At 66.3% G+C, this 20,282-nt stretch carries 19 protein-coding genes; 9 read left to right on the forward strand and 10 right to left on the reverse strand.

Annotated features, from left to right (window positions below; translation table 11 throughout):
* Nucleotides 1-47: 47 nt before the first annotated feature.
* The 6 genes from J5251_RS05075 to J5251_RS05100 all read left to right on the forward strand — a co-directional run bounded on the left by J5251_RS05075 (nt 48) and on the right by J5251_RS05100 (nt 6,297).
* Nucleotides 48-1,406 (forward strand): ABC transporter substrate-binding protein, encoded by a 1,359-nt coding sequence (locus J5251_RS05075; protein WP_208575385.1) that lies wholly within the window; start codon nt 48-50, stop codon nt 1,404-1,406.
* 87 nt (nt 1,407-1,493) lie between these two features.
* Complete coding sequence (locus J5251_RS05080) at nt 1,494-2,459, forward strand: carbohydrate ABC transporter permease (protein ID WP_208575386.1); 966 nt, start codon at nt 1,494-1,496, stop codon at nt 2,457-2,459.
* Nucleotides 2,456-3,421 carry a carbohydrate ABC transporter permease gene (locus tag J5251_RS05085; protein ID WP_208575387.1) on the forward strand — a complete coding sequence of 322 codons (966 nt, stop codon included), beginning with the start codon at nt 2,456-2,458 and terminating at the stop codon, nt 3,419-3,421. The genes J5251_RS05080 and J5251_RS05085 overlap by 4 nt, the downstream gene beginning before the upstream one ends.
* Nucleotides 3,422-3,428: 7 nt before the next feature.
* On the forward strand, nt 3,429-4,442 hold the full coding sequence (locus tag J5251_RS05090; protein ID WP_208575388.1) for a LacI family DNA-binding transcriptional regulator: 1,014 nt from the start codon (nt 3,429-3,431) through the stop codon (nt 4,440-4,442).
* Nucleotides 4,443-4,582: 140 nt separating this feature from the next.
* Nucleotides 4,583-5,026 carry a YciI family protein gene (locus J5251_RS05095; protein WP_208575389.1) on the forward strand — a complete coding sequence of 148 codons (444 nt, stop codon included), beginning with the start codon at nt 4,583-4,585 and terminating at the stop codon, nt 5,024-5,026.
* A 26-nt stretch (nt 5,027-5,052) separates the two neighbouring features.
* Nucleotides 5,053-6,297 (forward strand): RNA polymerase sigma factor, encoded by a 1,245-nt coding sequence (locus tag J5251_RS05100; protein ID WP_208575390.1) that lies wholly within the window; start codon nt 5,053-5,055, stop codon nt 6,295-6,297.
* Nucleotides 6,298-6,310: 13 nt separating this feature from the next.
* Here J5251_RS05100 and J5251_RS05105 read toward each other — a convergent pair whose 3' ends face one another.
* The 10 genes from J5251_RS05105 to J5251_RS05150 all read right to left on the reverse strand — a co-directional run bounded on the left by J5251_RS05105 (nt 6,311) and on the right by J5251_RS05150 (nt 17,134).
* The gene (locus tag J5251_RS05105; RefSeq protein ID WP_139004210.1) at nt 6,311-7,138 is read right to left on the reverse strand and encodes a hypothetical protein; all 828 of its coding nucleotides are present in this window, start codon (nt 7,136-7,138) and stop codon (nt 6,311-6,313) included.
* A gap of 2 nt (nt 7,139-7,140) precedes the next feature.
* A complete protein-coding gene (locus J5251_RS05110) occupies nt 7,141-7,944 on the reverse strand; it encodes an exodeoxyribonuclease III (protein ID WP_139003923.1) in 804 nt (267 codons plus the stop codon).
* 105 nt (nt 7,945-8,049) lie between these two features.
* Complete coding sequence (gene nadE, locus J5251_RS05115; RefSeq protein ID WP_139003924.1) at nt 8,050-8,874, reverse strand: ammonia-dependent NAD(+) synthetase; 825 nt, start codon at nt 8,872-8,874, stop codon at nt 8,050-8,052.
* 65 nt (nt 8,875-8,939) lie between these two features.
* Nucleotides 8,940-9,935 (reverse strand): sugar phosphate isomerase/epimerase family protein, encoded by a 996-nt coding sequence (locus J5251_RS05120; RefSeq protein ID WP_208575391.1) that lies wholly within the window; start codon nt 9,933-9,935, stop codon nt 8,940-8,942.
* Between the two features lie 30 nt (nt 9,936-9,965).
* Nucleotides 9,966-11,147, reverse strand: coding sequence for a Gfo/Idh/MocA family protein (locus tag J5251_RS05125; RefSeq protein ID WP_208575392.1), 1,182 nt, complete (start codon nt 11,145-11,147; stop codon nt 9,966-9,968).
* Nucleotides 11,148-11,171: 24 nt separating this feature from the next.
* The gene (locus J5251_RS05130; protein WP_208575393.1) at nt 11,172-12,023 is read right to left on the reverse strand and encodes a sugar phosphate isomerase/epimerase family protein; all 852 of its coding nucleotides are present in this window, start codon (nt 12,021-12,023) and stop codon (nt 11,172-11,174) included.
* Between the two features lie 56 nt (nt 12,024-12,079).
* A complete protein-coding gene (locus tag J5251_RS05135; RefSeq protein ID WP_208575394.1) occupies nt 12,080-13,297 on the reverse strand; it encodes a substrate-binding domain-containing protein in 1,218 nt (405 codons plus the stop codon).
* Entirely contained in the window at nt 13,297-14,433 is a 1,137-nt protein-coding gene (locus J5251_RS05140) for an ABC transporter permease (protein WP_139003929.1), read from the reverse strand. Before J5251_RS05140 ends, J5251_RS05135 begins: the two co-directional genes overlap by 1 nt.
* Nucleotides 14,430-15,482 carry an ABC transporter permease gene (locus tag J5251_RS05145; RefSeq protein ID WP_208575395.1) on the reverse strand — a complete coding sequence of 351 codons (1,053 nt, stop codon included), beginning with the start codon at nt 15,480-15,482 and terminating at the stop codon, nt 14,430-14,432. The genes J5251_RS05140 and J5251_RS05145 overlap by 4 nt, the downstream gene beginning before the upstream one ends.
* Nucleotides 15,479-17,134: a sugar ABC transporter ATP-binding protein gene (locus J5251_RS05150; RefSeq protein ID WP_208575396.1), complete on the reverse strand. Its 1,656-nt coding sequence runs from the start codon at nt 17,132-17,134 to the stop codon at nt 15,479-15,481. Before J5251_RS05150 ends, J5251_RS05145 begins: the two co-directional genes overlap by 4 nt.
* A 115-nt stretch (nt 17,135-17,249) precedes the next feature.
* Between J5251_RS05150 and J5251_RS05155 the strand changes: the two genes are divergently transcribed.
* From J5251_RS05155 to J5251_RS05165, 3 genes are all read left to right on the forward strand, one after another.
* Complete coding sequence (locus J5251_RS05155; RefSeq protein WP_244250795.1) at nt 17,250-18,449, forward strand: ROK family transcriptional regulator; 1,200 nt, start codon at nt 17,250-17,252, stop codon at nt 18,447-18,449.
* Nucleotides 18,450-18,666: 217 nt separating this feature from the next.
* The gene (gene pyrE, locus J5251_RS05160; RefSeq protein WP_139003933.1) at nt 18,667-19,230 is read left to right on the forward strand and encodes an orotate phosphoribosyltransferase; all 564 of its coding nucleotides are present in this window, start codon (nt 18,667-18,669) and stop codon (nt 19,228-19,230) included.
* Nucleotides 19,231-19,269: 39 nt separating this feature from the next.
* Complete coding sequence (locus J5251_RS05165) at nt 19,270-20,280, forward strand: alpha/beta fold hydrolase (protein ID WP_139003934.1); 1,011 nt, start codon at nt 19,270-19,272, stop codon at nt 20,278-20,280.
* The last annotated feature ends 2 nt before the right edge of the window (nt 20,281-20,282 follow it).

Consider the following 20,282-nt stretch of genomic DNA (forward strand, 5'->3'; position numbering starts at 1 on the left):
CTGCTTTGTCCAGTTCACTCGCGGCCACCTGACAAAGGAGTCACATCATGGGATTTGTCCGCTCGAAAAAGGCAGTTCTGCCATTGGCAACGCTCAGTGCGCTGGCCCTCATCCTCTCCGCCTGCGGCCCAGGCGGCGGCTCGGAAGAGGGCGGAGGGGGCTCGGAGGCGGCAGCGGACTGCAGTACCTACGAGACCTACGGAACGTTCGACGGCGCCGAAGTCAGCGTCTACTCAACCATCACCGATCTCGAAGGGGAGCGCCTTGAGAACTCCTGGGTGGACTTCGAAGAGTGCACCGGGATCGACGTGGTGTACGAAGGCTCCAACGAGTTCGAGACCCAGATCGGGGTGCGCGCCCAGGCCGGTAATCCGCCGGACGTCGCCATCATTCCGCAGCCCGGCCTCCTTGCCGCCCATGCCAAGGCAGGTTATCTGAAGCCGGCTCCGGCGGAAGTCGAGGCGCTCGTGGATGAAAACTGGTCCGAGGACTGGAAGGGCTACGGAACCGTGGACGGCACGTTCTACGCCGCTCCGATGCTGGCCAGCGTCAAGGGGTACGTCTGGTACGTACCGTCCACCTTCGAGGAGAAGGGTTGGGAAGTCCCGCAGACTTGGGACGAAATGATGACCCTGTCGCAGACCATTGCTGACGAGGGCACCATGAAGCCCTGGTGCGCGGGTTTCGAAGCCGGCGAGGCCACCGGCTGGCCGGGCACGGACTGGGTCGAGGACGCCGTACTGCGCCAGGCGGGCCCGGAGGTCTACGACCAGTGGATCAGCCACGAGATCCCGTTCAACGACCCGCAGATCGCTGATGCCTTCAACGCAGTGGGCGACATCGTCAAGAACCCCGACTACGTCAACGGCGGTTTCGGCGACGTCCGCTCCATCCTCTCCACCACGGTCGAAGAAGGCGGCCAGCCGGTGCTCGACGGCAGCTGTGCCATGCACCACCAGGCCACCTTCCAGGCCGCCAACTGGCCGGAGGGAACCACCGTGGCCGAGGACGGCGACGTCTGGGCCTTCATCACTCCCGGTGAGGAAGCCGGCGCCGGGGCGATCACCGGAGGCGGCGAATTTGTTGCTGCCTACGCGGATCGCGAAGAAGTTTCGGCGTTCCAGCAGTACATGGCCTCGGCGGAATTTGCCAACAACCGCGTGCAGCAGGGAGCGGCCATCAGCGCCAACAAGGGTCTGGACGCGTCGCTGGCGCAGAACCCGCTGGACCAGCAGTCCATTGAGCTGCTGCAGGATGAAAACACGGTGTTCCGTTTTGACGCCTCGGACCTGATGCCCGGAGCGGTCGGAGCCAACTCCTTTTGGAGCGGCATCGTCGAGTGGATCAACGGCAAGTCCACCGAGGAAGTACTGGATTCCATCGAATCCAGCTGGCCCAGTGAGTAACTGAGTCCACGGCCCGGCCGGTCCGCCTGAACAGCTGCGCCGGCCGGGCCTCATCCGCTTCATTCCCCGCATCAAGGAGGCTGCGCCATGGAGGATCTTGGCGAGAAGTTTTTCCAGGTGGTGATTGCCCTTGCCATCTTCGCCGCGATCATCGGTCTGATCATGTTGCTGGTCGACAGGGCGCCCAAGTCGTTCCGGGACAAGGCCACGATCATCGGATTCCTTGCCCCGGCGGCCGTTCTGCTGGCAATCGGACTGGTCGGCCCGGCCGTACTGACGGCCTTCCTGGCCTTTACGGACCGTAATGGCGACCCCAACGGGCTGGACAACTTCGTCTGGATGTTCACGCAGCCCGAGGCCCTGGTCACGCTGCGCAATACGGTGCTCTGGGTCATCCTGGTGCCGCTGCTCTCGACCGCCATCGGGCTCGCCTATGCGGTCTTTATCGACAGGGCCCGGGGCGAAAAAGGCCTGAAGGCGCTGGTCTTCATGCCGATGGCCATCTCGATGGTCGGTGCGGGCGTGATCTGGCGGTTCATGTACGCCTACCGCGGCGCGGAACAGGAACAGATCGGCCTGCTCAACCAGATCCTGGTGTGGACCGGCAGCGAGCCCAAACAGTTCCTCCTGGACGCGCCGGAGAACACATTCTTCCTGATCGCGGTGATGATCTGGATCCAGACCGGCTTTGCCATGGTCATCCTGTCCGCTGCGATCAAGGGCATCCCGAACGAGATTGTCGAGGCGGCCCGGCTGGACGGTGCCAGCGCCTGGCAGCAGTTCCGCAACATCACCATCCCGTCCATCCGCGGCGCGCTGATCGTCGTGATCACCACCATCACGATCGGCACACTGAAAGTGTTCGATATTGTCCGGACCATGACCGCCGGCAACTTCGAAACCTCGGTCATCGCCAATGAGATGTACACCCAGGCGTTCCGCGCCAACGAGCCCGGCCGCGGTGCCGCGCTCGCGCTGGTGCTGTTCCTGATGGTCCTGCCGATCGTCGTCTACAACGCACGGCAGTTGAAGATGCAGAGGGAGATCCGATGAGCGCCATACCAGCAGATGCGTCCGCGGCGACGGCGGTGGCGACCGAAGATGCCATCGAGACCGGCCGGCCGGAACCCATGGCCCGGCGGGTTCGGCAGCGGCTAACTTCCCGCGGCGCCACGGCGGCCGCCATCATCATCGCCACCATTTGGACCATTCCGACCTTCGGCCTGTTTATTTCCTCCTTCAGGCCCGAAGACAGCATCCAGAACAGCGGCTGGTGGAACTTCCTCGGGGACTTCCAGTTCACGTTGGAGAACTATGGCGACGTGCTGGCCTCGGGCAGAAGCTCGTCGCCCAACCTGGGCCAGTATTTCCTGAACTCGCTGGCCATCGTTATCCCGGGAACCATCTTCCCGCTGGTGCTCGCGTCCATGGCAGCCTACATCTTCGCCTGGGGCAGGTTCAGGGGCAAAGATACGCTGTTCATCTTCGTCTTCGCCCTGCAGATTGTTCCGCTGCAAATGGCCCTCATTCCGCTGCTGTCCCTGTTCATCAACCTGAAAATCGGCGAATTCCAGCTGCTGCCAGCAGGCACGTACGCGCAGCTGTGGATAGCGCACACCATCTTCGCCCTGCCGCTGGCCATCTTCCTGCTGCACAACTTCATCTCCGAGATCCCGGGCGAGGTGATCGAGGCGGCACGCGTGGACGGCGCGGGCCACGCCACCATTTTCTGGCGGATCATTTTGCCGCTTTCGGTGCCGGCGATTGCCTCCTTCGGCATCTTCCAGTTCCTATGGGTGTGGAACGATCTCCTGGTCGCGCTGGTTTTCTCCGGCGGCACCGCGGATGTCGCCCCGATTACGCAGCGGCTGGCCGAGCTGACGGGCACACGGGGCAACGAATGGCACCGGCTCACCGCGGGCGCTTTCGTCTCCATGATCATTCCGCTGGCGGTGTTCTTCGGCCTGCAGCGCTACTTTGTCCGCGGCCTGCTCGCTGGTGGCCTCAAGGGGTGAGGCTGCCATGACCGGGATCGACGACGTCGCCCGGGCACTGGGCGTCTCGACGGCCACGGTCTCCCGTGCGCTGCGCGGGTTGCCCGGGGTCTCGGTGGCCACCCGCGGCAAGGTGCTGGCGAAGGCGGAGGAGCTGGGCTACGTGGCCTCGTCTTCGGCCGCGCATCTAGCCTCCGGACGGACCATGGCCATGGGTGTGCTGCTTCCGCTGATCGACCGCTGGTATTTTTCCTCCGCGTTGGAGGGTGTTGACCGGGCGCTGCGGGCCGCCGGCTATGACATGGTGGTCTTCAGCCTCGGCGGCACCGGCCTGAACCGGGACCGAGTTTTCCACCGCACCATGCTGCGCAAGCGGATCGACGCCTTGCTGGTCATGTGCATGGAGCTCACCCCTGAAGAGCTGGCGGCGCTGCAGCAGCTGGACTATCCCAATGTCACCATCGGCGGCTACGTGGACGGGCTGCGTAACGTCAGCATCGACGACCGCGGCGCGGCCACGGATGCCATGGAGTACCTGATCAGCCTGGGCCACACCCGGATCGGCCATGTGCGCGGAGGCGGTGAGTACGGGATCGAGTTCGCCGTCCCGAAGCAGCGTGAAGAAGCCTACCGGGCAGCGCTGGAACGCCACGGGCTGGAGGCCAGGCCTCAGTGGCTGATCACCGGAAAATTCAGGGTCCGGGAGTCCAAGCTGGCTGCCGCCCGGCTCTTTGACCAGCCGGCGGAGCGCCCCACAGCAGTCTTCGCATCCTCGGATGAGATGGCCTTCGGTGTGCTGCTGGCTGCGCAGGAGCGGGGCATCCGTGTCCCCGAGGAACTGTCCGTCATCGGTATCGACGACCATGAGTTTGCCGAGCCGATGGGCCTGACGACGCTGCGCCAAAGCCCCGAAAGCCAGGGCAGCTACGCGGCGGAGCTGCTGCTCGGCGAACTACGGGGGGCGCCGCGGCTGGACACGCCGCCCTACCAGCCGCATGAGCTGATCATCCGCCGCTCCACCGCACCGCCGCCGTCGTCGTAATCATTGTCCGGCGTGGCCGAAGAGACGGCGACGTAAAGACGTCAAAGAAATTTTCGGCGCCGTGTCGATTCCCACGTGCCCGGTTCGACGCAATAGTAGAAGGACGCGCACGGCGCCTTCATCCAGATAGGGAGAGAACCATGAAATACATGTTCATCATGCGCAGCACCGCCGAAACTCTTGCGGCCTCGAAGGAGATCCCCTTCGAGGAGATGATCAATAAGATGGGCGCCTACAACGAATCGCTCATCAAGGCCGGAGTCATGCTGGGCGGGGACGGTCTGGCCGACGTGTCCGAGGACGCGAACTTCGTTGTCGACTTCTCGGGTGAACCGCCGGTCGTCACGGACGGCCCCTACGGAGAGACCCATGAGCTGTTCAACGGGTTCTGGATCATCCAGGTCTCGTCCAAGGAAGAGGCCGTCGAGTGGGCGAGCCGCTGCCCGCTTGGTCCCGGTTCCAAGCTCGAAGTCCGCCGGATCACCGAGGAGGCAGATTTCGCCGATTTTGCCGAAAACGAATACATCCAGAAGGAATCCGAATGGCGCAAGCAGGAAGCGGACCTGAACAGCGAGATCGGCTAGGACAAGCCGCGCGGCGGGAGCCCGTCATGCCTGGTGCGGAGGAAGCGGACAAGGTCCAGCGCCGGATTGATGCGCTGTGGCGGATCGAAGGCGCTCGGATCGTGGCGGTCCTGGCGCGGGCGACCGGGGATGTCGGGCTCGCGGAGGACCTGGCCCAGGAGGCTGTGACCGATGCCCTGGCCCAGTGGCCCGAATCCGGCATTCCGCGCAATCCCGGCGCCTGGCTCACCACAGTGGCCAAACGCAAGGCCATCGACGGGTGGCGCCGGGCCGCCCGGCTCGACGAGCGCTACCGCGAGATAGCCCGCGGGCTGCAGGACGAGGACGCGGTGGCCTGGGAACCGCTGGACGACGACGTGCTGCGGCTGGTATTCACCGCCTGCCACCCCGTCCTCCCGCGCGAGGCGCAGGTGGCCCTGACGCTGCGGATTGTCGGGAGCCTGACCACGGAGGAGATCGCGCGGCTGTTCCTGGTGCCCGTCGTCACTATCCAGCAGCGGATCGTGCGCGCCAAGAAGACCCTCGCGGCCGCCCGGGTTCCCTTCGAGGTCCCGGAGCCGAACGAGTGGGGCCAACGGCTCGGCGCGGTCCTCGGCGTCGTGTACCTCATGTTTACCGAGGGGTATGCAGCGACGTCGGGCGACCGCTGGCTCCGGCCGGACCTCGCCAACGAGGCACTGCGGATCGGCCGCATCCTCGCAGGGCTGGTGCCGCGTGAGCCCGAGGCCCATGCTCTCGTGGCGCTCATGGAGTTCCAGGCCTCCCGTTTCGCCGCCCGCACCCGGCCGGACGGGACCCCGGTCCTGCTGGCAGACCAGGACCGGAGCCGGTGGGACCGGGCCCAGATCAGGCGGGGCGAAACCGCCTTGGCACGGGCCGATGCAATGGGCCGGGGAAGGAACAGTTATGCCCTGCAGGCCGCGATAGCCCAGTGCCACGCCCTTGCAGCGAGCGTCGATGACACAGATTGGCCGGCCATCGTGCTGCTGTACGAGGCGCTCGGCCGGATCGCGCCAAGTCCCGTGGTGGAACTCAACCGCGCCGTCGCCGTATCGATGGCTACCGGGCCGGCAACGGCGCTCGCCATTGTGGACCGGCTCAGCTCCGACGGCGCGCTGCGCGGATCGCACCTGCTGCCCAGCGTCCGCGGCGAACTGCTGGCCCGTCTCAGCCGGCGGGAGGAGGCCCGCGCGGAGTTTACCGTGGCCGCGGCTTTGGCCAGGAATGACCGTGAACGAGCGGTTCTGGAAGGCAAGGCCGCCGAGGTCTGACGGCCCGGAAGGCTCAGGAGGCGCGCGCCAGCTGCCGGATCTTGATCCAACGGGTGGCCAGGCGCCGGTAAGCGGCAGCGGCCCCGGTCATATCGCCCTCAGCGAGCGATTCGATGCCGGCCTGGACATCGGAGGGCGAATCGTCCGGGTAGACCATGTCCGCCACGCGGCCGTAGTCCAGTTCCAGCATGCCCGTCAGTGTGAACGTTTCCATCCACTCCGTGATTTCGGTGAGTTCGTCGAGCAGGTCAAGTCCCGGCGCCGCCACCGCGAGGCTGGCCGCGGCATACCGGGCGCGGTCGATGCACTGCATGAGCGGCGCGCTCAGCCGCACGGTTTCCACGCCGTGGCGGCCCTCGATCACTTCGGCGTGGTCGTCTTCGCGGAAGAGGACAAACCAGCCGAACGGGATGCCCCAGGTGGAACTTCTGGTGTGCAGCTTGGCCAGTGAATCCGCGAAGGTGTCCGGATCCAGCCGTTGCTGCTGGGCATCCCGCGCCGCTTCCGGCAGCAGCAAGCCCAGCAGCGGGTTGTGCAGGCTGTGCGAAATAGACTCCGCCGCCAACGTGCTGCGCACGGCCAGCTGGTTGGGGCAGTAGTACGGCGTGGTCAGGCCCTCCGGCGACGGGTAGTGCAGCACGCGCACCAGATCCTCGCTGTCGTGCGGGAACGGGTCGGAGACCGTCCGGGTGATGCGGCGCAGCGACTCCCCGCGGTCCAGCTCCTCGGTGATCCGGCGGTCCCGGCTGCGCTGTTCCATGATGAGCAGCTGCTCATCATCGGAGAAGGCATCCAGGGGCTCGAAGACCCGAAGGTAGGAAACGTACGGGAAGCTGGTCATCATTAGTCCAGTTCCACAATCACGGGCGCGTGGTCGGAGGCGCCCTTGCCCTTGCGTTCCTCGCGGTCGATGATCGCGTCGGTTACGCGCGAGGCCAGCGCCGGCGAGGCCAGCACGAAGTCGATCCGCATGCCTTCCTTCTTCGGGAAGCGCAGCTGGGTGTAGTCCCAGTACGTATAGGTGCCCGGACCCGGGTGGATCGGGCGGACGACGTCGATATAGCCGGCTTCCTCGAAGGCGCGGAAGGCGGCGCGCTCGGGTTCGCTGACGTGGGTCAGTTCTTCGCGCTGGAACTTTTCGATGTCCCACACGTCCTCGTCCCGCGGGGCGATGTTCCAGTCCCCGGTCAGGGCGATCTGTGCCTGCGGGTCAGCCTGCAGCCAGTCCGCGGCGTGTTTCTTGAGCACGTCGAGCCATTGCAGTTTGTATGCCATGTGCGGGTCATTGCGCGCCCGGCCGTTCGGTACATAAAGGCTCCAGATCCGGACCCCAGCGCAGGTGGCCGCGATGGCACGGGCTTCGGCATGGACGGCATCATCGGTCTTGCCGAAGTGCGGCTGGTCCATAAAGGTGCGCTCCACGTCATCGAGCCCCACCCGGGAGGCGATGGCGACGCCGTTCCACTGGTTCAGCCCGAAGTGGGCCACCTCGTAGCCGTTATTTTCGAACAGCTCCCACGGAAAGTTCTCATCGGTGGCTTTGGTTTCCTGGATGGCCACCACATCCACGTCGGAGCGCAGCAACCATGCCTCGATACGGTCGGCGCGGGCACGGATCGAGTTAACATTCCACGTAGCAATCTTCACGCTGACTACGTTACCGAACTGGCAGCCGGGTTGTTCATCGGGTGCCGGGACCGACGGGGTCGAAAAAATCGACCGGCAGGGTGCGGTAGCCGGCCAGCTCGGAGTTTAGTTCCGCCACCAGTCGTCCGCGATGGTCACCGGAACCGTGCGTTTGTGCCGGGTGATCAGATACCGGTGCTCGATCGCCTCGGCGACTTCTTCCGGCACATCGCGGCCCTCGAGGTAGTCGTCAATGTGGTCGTAGGAGAGGCCGAGTTCGTCCTCATCCGTGCGGCCGGGCTGGTCATCAAGCAGGTCCGCCGTCGGTGCCTTCTTGTACAGCCGTTCCTCGGCGCCGAGGTGTTCAAGGAGCTGGCGGTTCTGGCGCTTGTTCAGTCCGAACAGCGGCAGGATATCCGCGCCGCCGTCACCGAATTTGGTGAAAAAGCCGGTGACTGATTCGGCGCCATGGTCGGTGCCGATGACCAGGTAGTTGTGCTGGCCGGCCAGGGCGTACTGGGCGATCATCCGGGTCCGGGCCTTGATGTTGCCCTTGTTGAAGTCGGTGATCTTTTCACCGGTGGTGGTGGTGAATTCGGTTTCGAAACCGTCCACCGCCGCAGCCACGTTGAAGGTCCACGACGTCTTCGGGTCGATGAACTTCAGCGCCGCCAGGGCGTCTTCCTCGTCATGCTGCACTTTGTAGGGCAGGCGGACCGCTACGAAGTTGGCCTCCACGCCTTCGGCTTCGAGCTCGTCGACGGCCAGCTGGGCCAGCTTTCCGGCCACGGTGGAGTCCAGCCCGCCGCTGATGCCCAGGATAAAGCCCTTGGTGCGGCTGGCCTTCAGATAGTCCTTCAGGAAGGTGACCCGCCGACGGGCTTCTTCCTCGGGATCAATGGAGGGCCGCACGCCCATTTCTGCAATGATTTTCGCCTGGAGTTCACGCATGGAAGCCAGCCTACCTGCACTCTGTTTCCGGCGTGTTGCCCGCGCCGACATTGAACCGGTGCACGCTACTGTTTGAAGGCGGAGTCGAAGGAAGCCTCGGGCCGGGTGAAGTCGAACTGCTTCAGGAACGCCAGCGCTTCCGGCGCGCCGCGCAGCCGGTCCATCCCGGCGTCCTCCCATTCCACGCTGATCGGCCCGTCGTAGCCGATGGCGTTCAGCGCCCGGAAGCTCGCTTCCCACGGGACATCGCCGCGCCCAGCCGAGACGAAGTCCCAGCCGCGGCGCGGATCGCCCCAGGGCAGGTGCGAGCCCAGCCGGGTGTTGCGGCCGGTGATCCGCAGCTTCGTGTCCTTGCAGTCCACATGGTAGATCCGGTCCTTGAAGTCCCAGATCAGCGACACCGGGTCGATGTCCTGCCACATCATGTGGCTGGGGTCCCAGTTGATCCCGAAGGCCTCCCGGTGGCCGATCGCCTCCAAGGCGCGCACCGTGGACCAGTAGTCGTACGCGATTTCGGACGGGTGGATCTCGTGCGCGAACCTGACCCCGCACTCGTCGAACACATCCAGAATCGGATTCCAGCGGTCCGCGAAGTCCCGGTAACCGGCGTCGATCACCTCGGCGGACACCGGCGGGAACATCGCCACGTACTGCCAGATGGACGAGCCGGTGAACCCCACCACGGTCTTGACCCCGAGCCGCTGTGCCAGCCGTGCGGTGAGCTTCATTTCCTCCGCGGCGCGCTCGCGGACGCCCTGCGGATCGCCGTCACCCCACACCCGCGGGCCAACGATGTCCCGGTGCCGGAAGTCGATCGGGTCATCGCACACCGCCTGCCCCTTCAGATGGTTGGAGATGGCCCAGACCTTTAGCCCGTTGCGCGCCAGGATGTCCAGCCGGTCCTGGATGTAGGCGTCATCGTCCCAGCGCCACGCGTCCAGATGGTCCCCGGACACCGCGATCTCCAGGCCGTCGTATCCCCAACCGGCGGCCAGTTCGGCCACCTTTTCGAAGGGCAGGTCCGCCCACTGGCCGGTGAAGAGCGTGTAGTTGCGTGCCATGGCTGCTCGCTTTCTGTCTGGACTCAAGGATCACATAACGACGGCGGTGCTCGCCTGGGCGGCGCTGCGTTCCATCGCGTCGAGCACCCGCTGCACGGCCAGGCCGTCCTCGAAGGATGCCGCGGGCGGGGTGCCGGTCCGGATGGCGGTCAGGAAGTCCGCCGCCTGCGAAGTGAAGGCGTGGTCCCAGCCGAGGGTGTGTCCGGGCGGCCACCAGGCCTCCAGATAGGGGTGCTCCGCGTCGGTGACCAGAATCCGTGCTGAACCCTGCAGCGCTGCCGGCGCCCCGGCGTCGTAATAATGCAGTTCGTTCAGGTTCTCGAGGTCGAAGCGCAGGTGCCCGCCCGAGCCGTAGACCTCGATCTGCAGCGCGTTGCGCCGACCAGTGGCGAACCTGCTGACCTCCACGCTCGCCACCGCGCCGGAGGGCATCCGCAGCGTGGCCCAGGCGGCGTCGTCAACCGTCACCGGCTCGGGACCGGCGGGGCCGGTGCGCTGCGGAACAAACGTGTTGATGGTGGCGGAGACGCTGGCCACGTGCTCGCCGAGCAGGAACTGGACCTGGTCCACCGCATGCGAGGCGAGATCCCCGATGGCGCCGGAACCGGCCGTTTCCTTCCGCAGCCGCCAGGTCATGGGCGCGGCCTCGTCCGCGAGCCAGTCCTGCAGGTAGGATAAGCGCACCTGCCGGACCTGCCCCAGCTTTCCGTCCGCGATCAGCTGCCGCGCCAGCACCAGGGCCGGAATCCGCCGGTAGGTGAAGCCGGTCATCGCGATGACGCCCCGGGTGGATGCCTCCCGGGCGGCGGCGGCCATTTTTTCGGCCTCGGCCACGGAGTTGGCCAGCGGCTTTTCCACCAGCACATGCTTGCCCGCTTCCAACGCGGCGATGGCCTGCTCCGCGTGCAGATGACCCGGCGTGCAGATGTCCACAATCTGCACGTCGTCCCGCGCCAGCACCGCGCGCCAGTCGGTGGCCGTTTCCGCCCAGCCGTAGCGTTGCGCGGCGGCACTCAGCTGGTCCTGGTCCCGCCCCACCAGCACCTGCCGGGCCACCGGGGGAGTGTCGTAGAACGCGCCCACATTGCGCCAGGCGTTGGAGTGCGCCTTGCCCATGAACGAATACCCCAGTACGGCTACCCCCAACGGAGCCGCAGGGGTGGCCGCGGCAGGGGAGCGCGCCGGAGCGGGATCCGGAACGGTTGTGGTCATCTTTTTCCTCTTCTCACGTGCGCGTCACAGCCCGCGCAGAAAGGCCAGTCCATCCGCGGCCAGCCGGTCTTGGCTGGGCGCCAGCGGCCGCCAGATGGACGCGGCGGTGGCGATGGCGGCGTTGTCCGCGGTAAAACTCTCGATGTTCAGCGGGCCGGTGTAGCCGACGTCGTCCAGCGCTTTCACCAGTTCCGGCCAGTTGGTCTGGTCCCCGCCCGGCGCCCCGCGGTCATTGCCGCAGACCTGCAGGTGCACCAGGTGCCGGCCGGCCGCGCGGATGGCTGCGGCGTTGGAGCGTTCCTCAATGTTCAGGTGGTAGCTGTCCAGCGCCAGCCCCACGCCGTGGCCCAGCAGCGGCTCCAGCGCGACGAGCGCCTGCTCCACGGTATTGACCAGCGAGGTCTCGTACCGGTTCAGCGGTTCAATCCCAAGAACGACGCCGGCCTCCGCCGCCTGGGCGGCGAGCGGCGCCAGATTGCGGCGCAGTTCGCGGTACGCCTCAGCCCGTCCGGCCTCGCTCAGCCGCCAAACTCTCCCCGTGGCCGAGTAGAACGGTCCGCACACAGCCGGCGCACCGACGTCGTGCGCCATCCTGATGCAGGCGGCGAGGTAGTCCTGGGTGGCGGAAACGGTTGCGGCGTCGGCCGCGACAAGATCCCGTCCCGGCGCCATCGCCCCCACGATGAAGGGCTTGAGTCCCGTCGCCGCCAGTGCCTCGCGGGTGGTTGCCGCGGTGAAGTCGCCCGCGTTTTCCAGCGGCAGTTCCACCGCGTCGAAGCCCAGCGCAGCGATCTTCTCCAGCAAAGGAGGCAGGTTGGCGTCGGTCAGCGGGGAGTCCCACACCCATGTGTTCACTCCGATGAGCCGGGTAGCCATGTCCTGCCTCCTTTGCTGTTCTGGATGGTGCTGGTTTTGTGCCTGTCCGGGAACGGTCAGGGCATCTGGCGTTCCTGCCAGACCTCCGGGTAACCGGGCAGGTCCTCGCCGCCGAACTTGGCGTAGTGGCCGTCCGGCATGCCCTCGTTGAGCTCCAGCCACCGGTCGAGTTCATCCGCGGGGATGGGCTCCTGCGGCAGCACCCATTCGGCCGGGACTTCCTCGCCCTTGAAGATCTTCTCCAACGCCAGCAGCGGGGTGCGCCACTGGAAGTTGGAGTAGACCGGCGCCAGCGCGTCGATGCCCGTTTCCTTCCACTTGCGCAGGAAGCTCATCTCGTCCTCGCCGGTCATCACCGGCAGGTCCTTGCCCGCGTCCTCGAAGGCTTCGATCGCGGCCACTGCGCCATCGCCGGCGTCCATCCAAACGCCCTGGACGTCCCCGGTGGCCAGTTCGTCGGAGATGATCTTCTTGATTTCGGTCGGGTCGGCGCCGGTGAAGTAGTCCGTGGCCTCGATTCCGTTCTCGGTGAAGATCTTCTCCGCGGCGGCCCAGCGGTGTTCCAGCACGTCCACGCCGGGCAGGATGCGCAGGGCTACTACCTTGTCGCCTTCCTGCAGTCGCTCGGAGAGGAATGTCGCGGTGTCGATGCCCCAGGCGAAGCCGCCGATCGGATGGATGAAGGTGGTGGCGCAGTCCGTTTCCACCCCGCGGTCGAAGACCACCACGGGCTTGCCCGTGTCGCAGGCACGCTCCACGGCCGGCGTCAGTGCCGCGGTGGAGTTGGGCGAGATGATGAACGCGTCGCAGTTGCCCTCGTTGATGAAGTAGTCGATGTCGGCGATCTGCGTGTTGTCGTTGTCCTTCGCGTCGCGGGTTTCCATCTCGGAGATCACGCCGGAGTCCTGCAGCACCTTGAGCTGCTGGTTCATGGTGATCCAGCCGGTCTGCCGCCATGGGTTGGAAATGGAGGCGTTGGCGAAGCAGACCTTCTGCTCGCCCTCCACCGCGAGGTCCGAGGTGTCCTTCATCTCGCCGGCGATGTACTGCAGGTACGGCTGCTCCGGATCCCCCTCGAATTCCGCTGTACGCTGTTCGAACTGTTCGTCGTAGAGCGCCTGGTCGAACCACTCCTGTTCGGTGGCTTCCGGCGACGCTGCCGCACTGCCGCCCGGGTCCTCGGTCACGGATGGATCGGTGGTGCAGGCGGTCAGCGCCAGCAACGATGTTGCCGCTGCGAGCGTTACCGCGGTACGGATACTTTGATTGCGCATCAGTATCTGTTTCCTCCCTGTTCGGTGCCCTCAGCGGGCGGTGGTGCCGTTGTGATGTTCGGATTGTTCGGCTTCTGCGGCGGCGGCGCTTCGTGGGCGGGCGCTGCCGTGCCCTTGCGTTTGCGCTGCCAGGTCTTGGCGGCGGCGGCCACGGCGACGATGATGATGGCGCCCTGCACGCTGTCCCGCCAGGTCGACTGCACGCCCACGAAATTCAGCAGCGTGAACAGCGACTCCAGCGCAAACGCACCGGCCGCGGCGGAAAGTACCCAGCCGCGTCCCCCGCCGAGGACAACACCACCAAGTACGACGGCGGTGATCGCCGTGAACTCATAACCCCGCCCTACGGACGGGTGGACACCGGCATAGCCGACCAGCAGGATGCCCGCAACGGTGGCCGCCAGCGAGGAGAGCATGAAGGCGCGGGTCTTGATCCACCACACCGGGGCTCCCGTCAACGCCGCCGCCGTCGGGTTGTCGCCGGCCGCGATCAGCGTGCGCCCGTAGGGACGTCTCATCAGCCAGAAGGCCAGTGCGGCCACCGCGGCCAGAATGATCACCGGATACGGGATGACCTCCAGCACCGGCACGCCCTCGATACCGCCGCGGCCGATCTGCCGGAAGCTGTCTGCCGGATTGCCCTGCGCGGCGCCGCCGGTCCAGAACAGCACCAGCCCCAGCAATGCCAGCATCATGCCCAGCGTGACAATGAAGCTCGGCACCCGCAGCAGCGTGGTGACCAGGCCGTTGACCAGCCCGATGAAGGCCCCGAGCACGAACATGAGCAGCAGGACCGGGATGACTTTGGCGTCGTCGTCGCCAATGAGGTTGCCGGCGGTGATCACCTGCATGGTGACCACGGAGCCCATGGACAGATCGAACTCGCCGGAAACGATGACGAAGTACTGCCCGATGGCGGCGATGGCAATGGGCGCGGTGCGGCCGATGAAGCGGATGAAGGAATCGGGTTCCCCGAAGGACGGGTTGACCGCGATGATGGCTGCCAGCAGCGCGACCAGCAGGACGAAAACGGCGCCGCCCGGGGTGCGCAGCGCTCGCAGGAAGCGTTCGCCGCGGCCGGCCCGGTTCTGCTGCAGCACCGCGCTGCGGTCGCTGGGGGCCAGGGTCCGGCTCATGCCCGCACCTCCTGGATTTCCTCCGTGCCGGGCATTTCCTGCCGGCTGTGTCCGTCGTGCCCGAAGCGCGGCGGCCGGTTCACAATCCTGCGCCGCGCATAGACCGCCACGGCCACCACGATCACGATCCCGCGGACCACGTCCTTGAGGAACGGATTGACCTGCATGACCGACATGATGTTGTCCATCATGGCGAAGATCAGGACGCCGCCAAGGGTGCCGGTGATGCTGCCCTTGCCGCCGGCCAGCAGGGTGCCGCCGAGTACCACCGCGGCGATGGACAGCAGATCGTAACCGCCTTGGGAGCCCACCGTGGGGCTGCCGACGCCGAGCCTGCTGGCCAGCAGCAGCCCCGCCATACCGGCCATGAGCGAGCAGATGACGTGGGCGGTGATGACCGGCGTCTGGATGCGGATGCCGGACATCCTCGCGACGCTGGGGTTGCCGCCGACGGCGTAGATCTGGTGGCCTACCCGGGTGCGGTGGAGCAGCAGCATGGCCAGCCCCGCGCAGGCCAGCATGATCAGCGTGGAGATCGGCACCGGGCCCAATCCCGTGGCGCCGACCAGCCGGAACGAAAACGGCGTCTGGCCGAAGCTGCCCTTGAAGTTCGTGGCCAGGTAGCCGCTGATAATCAGGCCCATGCCGAGGGTGGCGATGAAGCCGTGGACCTTCAGGCCGGACACGATGAGTCCGTTGAACAGGCCGATCAGGGCCGAAACGCCCAGCGCCAGCAGCACGCCGGCGAGCACGTTGGCGCTGTTGTTCGCCATGACTCCCGCGGCGATCAGGCTCGCCAGGCTGGTGACATAGGGGACGGACAGGTCCAGGCTGCCGACCAGGATGACCAGGGTCTGCCCGATCGCAATGAAGCCCAGCACGCTGGTGCCGGTGAGGATACTGGAGATATTGCCCGGGCTGAAGAAGCTGCGTCCGGCGGTGGCCACCAGGACGGATCCGACGGCGAGGGTCAGCAGGGCGACCAAGTAGACAATGTGCGTGGAGGACAACCGGCTGAAAATGCTGCCGCCGCCACTGGCCTTGTTCATGCGCTCTCCCCGGTTCCGTTGCTCTCTGCGGGCTGGATGCTTCCGGCCGCGCCGACGCCGTCGTCGTTATTTGTGCTGTTGGCTGCCGGCCTCGCGCCCGTCCCGAGCTGGAGGATCTGCTCTTCGGTGGCGCCGGCGGGCAGTTCCCCGGCGATACGGCCGTCCCGCATGACGATGATGCGGTCCGACATGCCGATGACCTCGGGCAGTTCGCTGGAGACCATCAGGACGGCCTTGTCCTCGGCCGCGAGCTGCCGCATCAGCCGGTAGACCGCGATTTTGGCGCCGACGTCGATGCCGCGGGTGGGTTCGTCCAGCAGGACTACGCGGGGGCTGATGGCGAGCCACTTGGCCAGCACGACCTTCTGCTGGTTGCCGCCGGAGAGGTACTGCACCTCCTGGTCCAGGTCCCGGGCGATGACTTCCAGCGCGGAGAACACACCGGGAATGTCCTGTTTGACCGCGCTGGTGCTGCGCGGGAAGACCGAGCGGATGACGCCCAGTGCATTGTCCAGGATGGACTGGTTCAGGCTCAGGCCCTCTGCCTTGCGGTCCTCGGTGATCAGCGCGATCCGGGCCCGGATGGCCTGCCGGGGCGACTTGGGCAGCAGTTCCGTGCCGTCCAGGCGCATGGTGCCCCGGGTGAACGGGGCGGCGCCGAAGATACCCTGGACCAGCTCGGTCCGGCCCGAGCCCTGCAGCCCGGCGACGCCGACGATCTCGCCGGGCGCGATGCTCAGGCTGATGCCGTCCAGCTGGTGGTTGCCGGCGTTGTCCAGTTCCAGCAGCGGGGTCTCGGTCTGTGGCTCGGCGGCCTCGTCGCGCGGGAGTTTGTCCGGGAAGTAGGCGGAAATCGGGCGTCCCACCATGAGGCGGACAAGGGAGGCGTCGTCGAGCTCCGCGGCGGGACGGGTATCGACAATGCGCCCGTCCTTGAGCACCGTGATGGTGTCGCACAGATCGAAGATCTCGCGCAGCCGGTGGGAGACGTAGAGGATGGCCGTGCCGCGTTCCTGTAGCCGGCGCACGATCTGGTAGAGCAGTTCCACCTCGGGTCCGGCCAGGGCAGCGGTCGGCTCGTCCATGGAGATGATGCGCGCGTCGTAGCTGATGGCCTTGGCGATTTCCACGATCTGCTGCTCGGCTACGGAAAGGGAACGCACCGCCGTCGTCGGCCGGATGCTGGTGATGCCCAGGGATTCGAGCAGCTCGGCGGTGGTGGCGTTCATTCTGGCCTTGTTGACCAGCAGACCCTTGCGCGGTTCCCGGCCGAGGTAGATATTTTCGGCCACGGTGCGGTCCGGCAGCAGGTTGAACTCCTGGAAGACCGTGGAGAGGCCTGCCTCGTGGGCTTGGGTGGGGTGGCTGAAGTGGACCTCTTTGCCGTCCAGCAGGATGGTGCCGGCGTCGCGCTGGTAGACGCCTGCGAGGACTTTCATCAGGGTGGACTTGCCGGCTCCATTTTCGCCGACGAGCCCGTGTACCTCGCCGGCATGGAGTTTCAGTGCTGCGTCCTCGAGCACGGGAATGCCGAAGAAGCTCTTGGTCAGTCCGCGGACTTCCAGAACAGGGCCGGCTTCCGGCCTGGAACCGGTTCCTGCCGGTGAAGACAGGGCGCCGGGACCGGCATGTTTGCTGATGATTTCACCCACGCTCCAAGAGTGGCATGGCTCACATACTTCTGTCGATAGTTTGGCAAAAGTTGCGTGCAAAACATTTATTAGTCGAGTAGAGACGAACGCAAGTACTGCATGCTTTACTGAAAGTGTGTCGAACTCCCAGGTGGCTTCTCCGCCGCGAAACGCAGCCGTTCCGGCTCCCGGCGCCAGCGACGTTTTCCAGTTGCTGCGTGACGGGCAGCCGCGGACCCGGGCCGAGCTGGCGCAGCTGACCGGATTGGCCAGATCCACCGTGGCCTTGCGGGTGGACACCCTGATGAAGCTTGGCTTTATTGCTCCATACGGCGGGGCGGTCTCCACCGGCGGCAGGCCGCCGTCGTTGTTTGCCTTGAATTCCGGAGCGCGGGTGGTGGTCGGGGCGGACCTCGGAGCCACGCACGCGCTGGTCATCCTCACTGATCTGGCCGGCACAGTCTTGGCTGAAGAGCGGGCCGCCCTGAACATCGCCGCCGGGCCGGAGGAGGTGCTGGGGTGGCTTGCCGCGGCGGTGGGCCGCTTGCTTAACGCAGCCGGACGCGAGGCGCGGGAATTGGGCGCGATCGGCATCGGTCTGCCCGGACCGGTGGAGCACGATACCGGCCGGCCCATCAATCCGCCGATCATGCCCGGCTGGGACCGAGTGGATGTGCCGGGGCTGGTGCAGCGGCATTTCGCCGTGCCCGTGCTGGTGGACAACGACGTGAACATCATGGCGCTCGGCGAGCAGGCCACCGCCTGGGCCGAGGTGCCGGAGTTGATGTTCATCAAAGTGGCAACGGGCATCGGCGCCGGGATCATCTCGAACGGACAGCTGCAGCGCGGCGCGCAGGGCACGGCCGGGGACCTGGGGCACGTCAGGGTGCCGCGGGGCGAAGATGTGCAGTGTCGCTGCGGGAATACCGGCTGCCTCGAAGCGCTCGCCGGCGGCCCCGCGCTCGCCGCGGTGCTGTCCCGGGAAGGCCGGACGGCGTCGACGAGCCAGGACGTGATCGACCTGGTCCGGGCCGGGGACCTGCAGGCGATCCAGGTGGTGCGGCAGGCCGGGCGGGACATCGGCGACGTCCTGGCGACCTGCGTGAACCTAATTAACCCGTCCGTGATCGTGATCGGCGGCAGTCTGGCCCAGGCCGGTGAGCACCTGCTGGCGGGCATCCGCGAGGTGGTCTACCGGCGCTCGCTGCCGCTGGCCACCGAGCACCTGCGGATCGCGCCCTCCGTCGCCGGCCAGCGGGCCGGAGTGGTGGGGGCCGCGTCGCTGGCGATCAGCCACGTGCTTTCGCCGGAGGCCATCGAAGCCGCCGCGCGCTGAGGCATCCGCCGGCGGTCGCGTGGGCGTGGCCGCCGCACGGCTTCTGGGGGCCTGGTTGCCGCTTCGAGCCCATGTTTAGGCGTTTCGGTCCATGTTTTGTTGCCGAAAACCGCGGAATCCCGCGGAGGGGGAAACGAAACATGGGCTCGAACGCCGGGCGCAGTGACCCACGTCTCGCGAATCCGTCGCCGGACCCCCGCCTACTACACTGGTGCCCATGACCCAGACTTCCGCGGACCGCGCCCGCCTGCTCGAACTGATCAAAGAACTCGCCGTCGTCCGTGGGAAGGTCACCCTCTCCAGCGGCGCCGAGGCGGACTATTACATTGATCTGCGCCGGGTCACTCTGCACCACGAAGCCTCCCGGCTCGTCGGCAAGGTCATGCTCGCCATGCTGGATGAAGCCGGCATCGAGTTCGAAACCGCAGGCGGACTGACCATGGGTGCCGATCCGGTCGGTACCGCTGTCATGCACGCCGCGGGTGACGCAGGCCGCGCCGTCGACGCGTTTGTGGTCCGCAAGGCACAGAAGTCCTACGGCATGGGCCGCCAGGTTGAAGGGCCGGGAGTTTCCGGCCGCAGCGTCGTCGTGCTGGAAGACACCTCGACTACGGGCGGTTCCGCGCTGACCGCGGTGGAAGGCGTGCGCAAGGCCGACGGCGATGTCAGGGCCGTTGCCGTCATCGTGGACCGGGACACCGGCGCCAAGGAGCGGATCGAAAAGGAAGCCGGCGTTCCCTACTTGTTCGTCTTCGGCAAGGACGAGCTGGGCCTGGACTAGGCCCGGGAGGCCCGGCCAACGAGCCGGGCCGGCGGCACGATGAACATTCATGACAGCGAGCACGCCCACCAGCTGAGACTGGCCGCCGGAATGCACCGTGTCTCCCGGCGGTCCTTCCTGGTCAGTGCCGCCTTCGGCCTGGCCACCGCGGCCGACCTGACGGTCACGCGGGCCATTCAGGAGCAGCGCGAACTGCCGCAGATCCTCACGCTCCCGGACGAATACGCCGAAACGCGCTTCCCGAAGACCAGCTGGGTGCTGTTCCCCGGGTACAAGACAAGCTGGGAAGAGGGCCTGTTCATCCTGAACTCGCTGCGCCCGGCCCTGACCCAGCGCGGACAGATGGCGATGGCCGGCTACTCCAACCGGGGACTGGATCTGCAGCACATGGCCGAGGTGCTGGAACGGCACGTCGCAGAGCGCGGGCTGGAGAAGCTCTACTTCTACGGCCACAGCTTTGGCGGCATGGTGGCGGTGGAGATGACGGCACGCATGCTGGCCAAGGGCATCCCGGTTGAACTGATCATGATGGATTGCACCCCCTACAGCCGGTTCGATGTGCTGGACCGCGCCATGTTCGAGAGCGTGGTGTTCTTCTACGAGGCGGGCTACCGCGTGCCAAGCTACCTGCGCGGCACGTACGAACTGGGCGAGCGGATTGTGCACAAGGACGAGCGCAGCTGGCGCCAGATCATGGACCAGACCTTGGAACAACTCTCCCCGCTGGCCGTCTCCAGCACGCTGGTCCAGTCCCAGTCCTCGTACATCTACCACTTCGATGCCAAGCGCTTCCAGAAAAGCATCGGGGACACCATGATTTCCTGGATGGGGAACCCGAACGACGGCACCGTGGACTACAACACCGCCCGCCGCAGCTGGAGCGTGAACTACGCTTCGTGCATGCTTACCGCCGACCTGGTGACCACAGGCGCAGTGCCGGCGCACGCCTCGCCACAGTGGAACCCCGGTGTTTACCAGCCGCTGATCCTGCAGGTGGAGGAAGAGCACTTCCCGCTGCCAACCGGCGGCGGGCGGCGGATGCTCTTCTGAGT

It is taken from the genome of Arthrobacter crystallopoietes (assembly GCF_017603825.1).
In the GTDB taxonomy this organism is placed as follows: domain Bacteria; phylum Actinomycetota; class Actinomycetes; order Actinomycetales; family Micrococcaceae; genus Crystallibacter; species Crystallibacter crystallopoietes_B.

What these genes read in the sequence shown, in the direction of transcription:
- J5251_RS05130 (WP_208575393.1), bottom strand. Translation starts at nt 12,023, where the DNA reads ATGGCTACCCGGCTCATCGGAGTGAACACATGGGTGTGGGACTCCCCG.
- J5251_RS05095 (WP_208575389.1), top strand. Translation starts at nt 4,583, where the DNA reads ATGAAATACATGTTCATCATGCGCAGCACCGCCGAAACTCTTGCGGCC.
- J5251_RS05120 (WP_208575391.1), bottom strand. Translation starts at nt 9,935, where the DNA reads ATGGCACGCAACTACACGCTCTTCACCGGCCAGTGGGCGGACCTGCCC.
- J5251_RS05125 (WP_208575392.1), bottom strand. Translation starts at nt 11,147, where the DNA reads ATGACCACAACCGTTCCGGATCCCGCTCCGGCGCGCTCCCCTGCCGCG.
- J5251_RS05090 (WP_208575388.1), top strand. Translation starts at nt 3,429, where the DNA reads ATGACCGGGATCGACGACGTCGCCCGGGCACTGGGCGTCTCGACGGCC.
- J5251_RS05085 (WP_208575387.1), top strand. Translation starts at nt 2,456, where the DNA reads ATGAGCGCCATACCAGCAGATGCGTCCGCGGCGACGGCGGTGGCGACC.
- pyrE (WP_139003933.1), top strand. Translation starts at nt 18,667, where the DNA reads ATGACCCAGACTTCCGCGGACCGCGCCCGCCTGCTCGAACTGATCAAA.
- J5251_RS05165 (WP_139003934.1), top strand. Translation starts at nt 19,270, where the DNA reads ATGAACATTCATGACAGCGAGCACGCCCACCAGCTGAGACTGGCCGCC.
- nadE (WP_139003924.1), bottom strand. Translation starts at nt 8,874, where the DNA reads ATGCGTGAACTCCAGGCGAAAATCATTGCAGAAATGGGCGTGCGGCCC.
- J5251_RS05140 (WP_139003929.1), bottom strand. Translation starts at nt 14,433, where the DNA reads ATGAGCCGGACCCTGGCCCCCAGCGACCGCAGCGCGGTGCTGCAGCAG.
- J5251_RS05075 (WP_208575385.1), top strand. Translation starts at nt 48, where the DNA reads ATGGGATTTGTCCGCTCGAAAAAGGCAGTTCTGCCATTGGCAACGCTC.
- J5251_RS05080 (WP_208575386.1), top strand. Translation starts at nt 1,494, where the DNA reads ATGGAGGATCTTGGCGAGAAGTTTTTCCAGGTGGTGATTGCCCTTGCC.
- J5251_RS05135 (WP_208575394.1), bottom strand. Translation starts at nt 13,297, where the DNA reads ATGCGCAATCAAAGTATCCGTACCGCGGTAACGCTCGCAGCGGCAACA.
- J5251_RS05100 (WP_208575390.1), top strand. Translation starts at nt 5,053, where the DNA reads ATGCCTGGTGCGGAGGAAGCGGACAAGGTCCAGCGCCGGATTGATGCG.
- J5251_RS05145 (WP_208575395.1), bottom strand. Translation starts at nt 15,482, where the DNA reads ATGAACAAGGCCAGTGGCGGCGGCAGCATTTTCAGCCGGTTGTCCTCC.
- J5251_RS05105 (WP_139004210.1), bottom strand. Translation starts at nt 7,138, where the DNA reads ATGACCAGCTTCCCGTACGTTTCCTACCTTCGGGTCTTCGAGCCCCTG.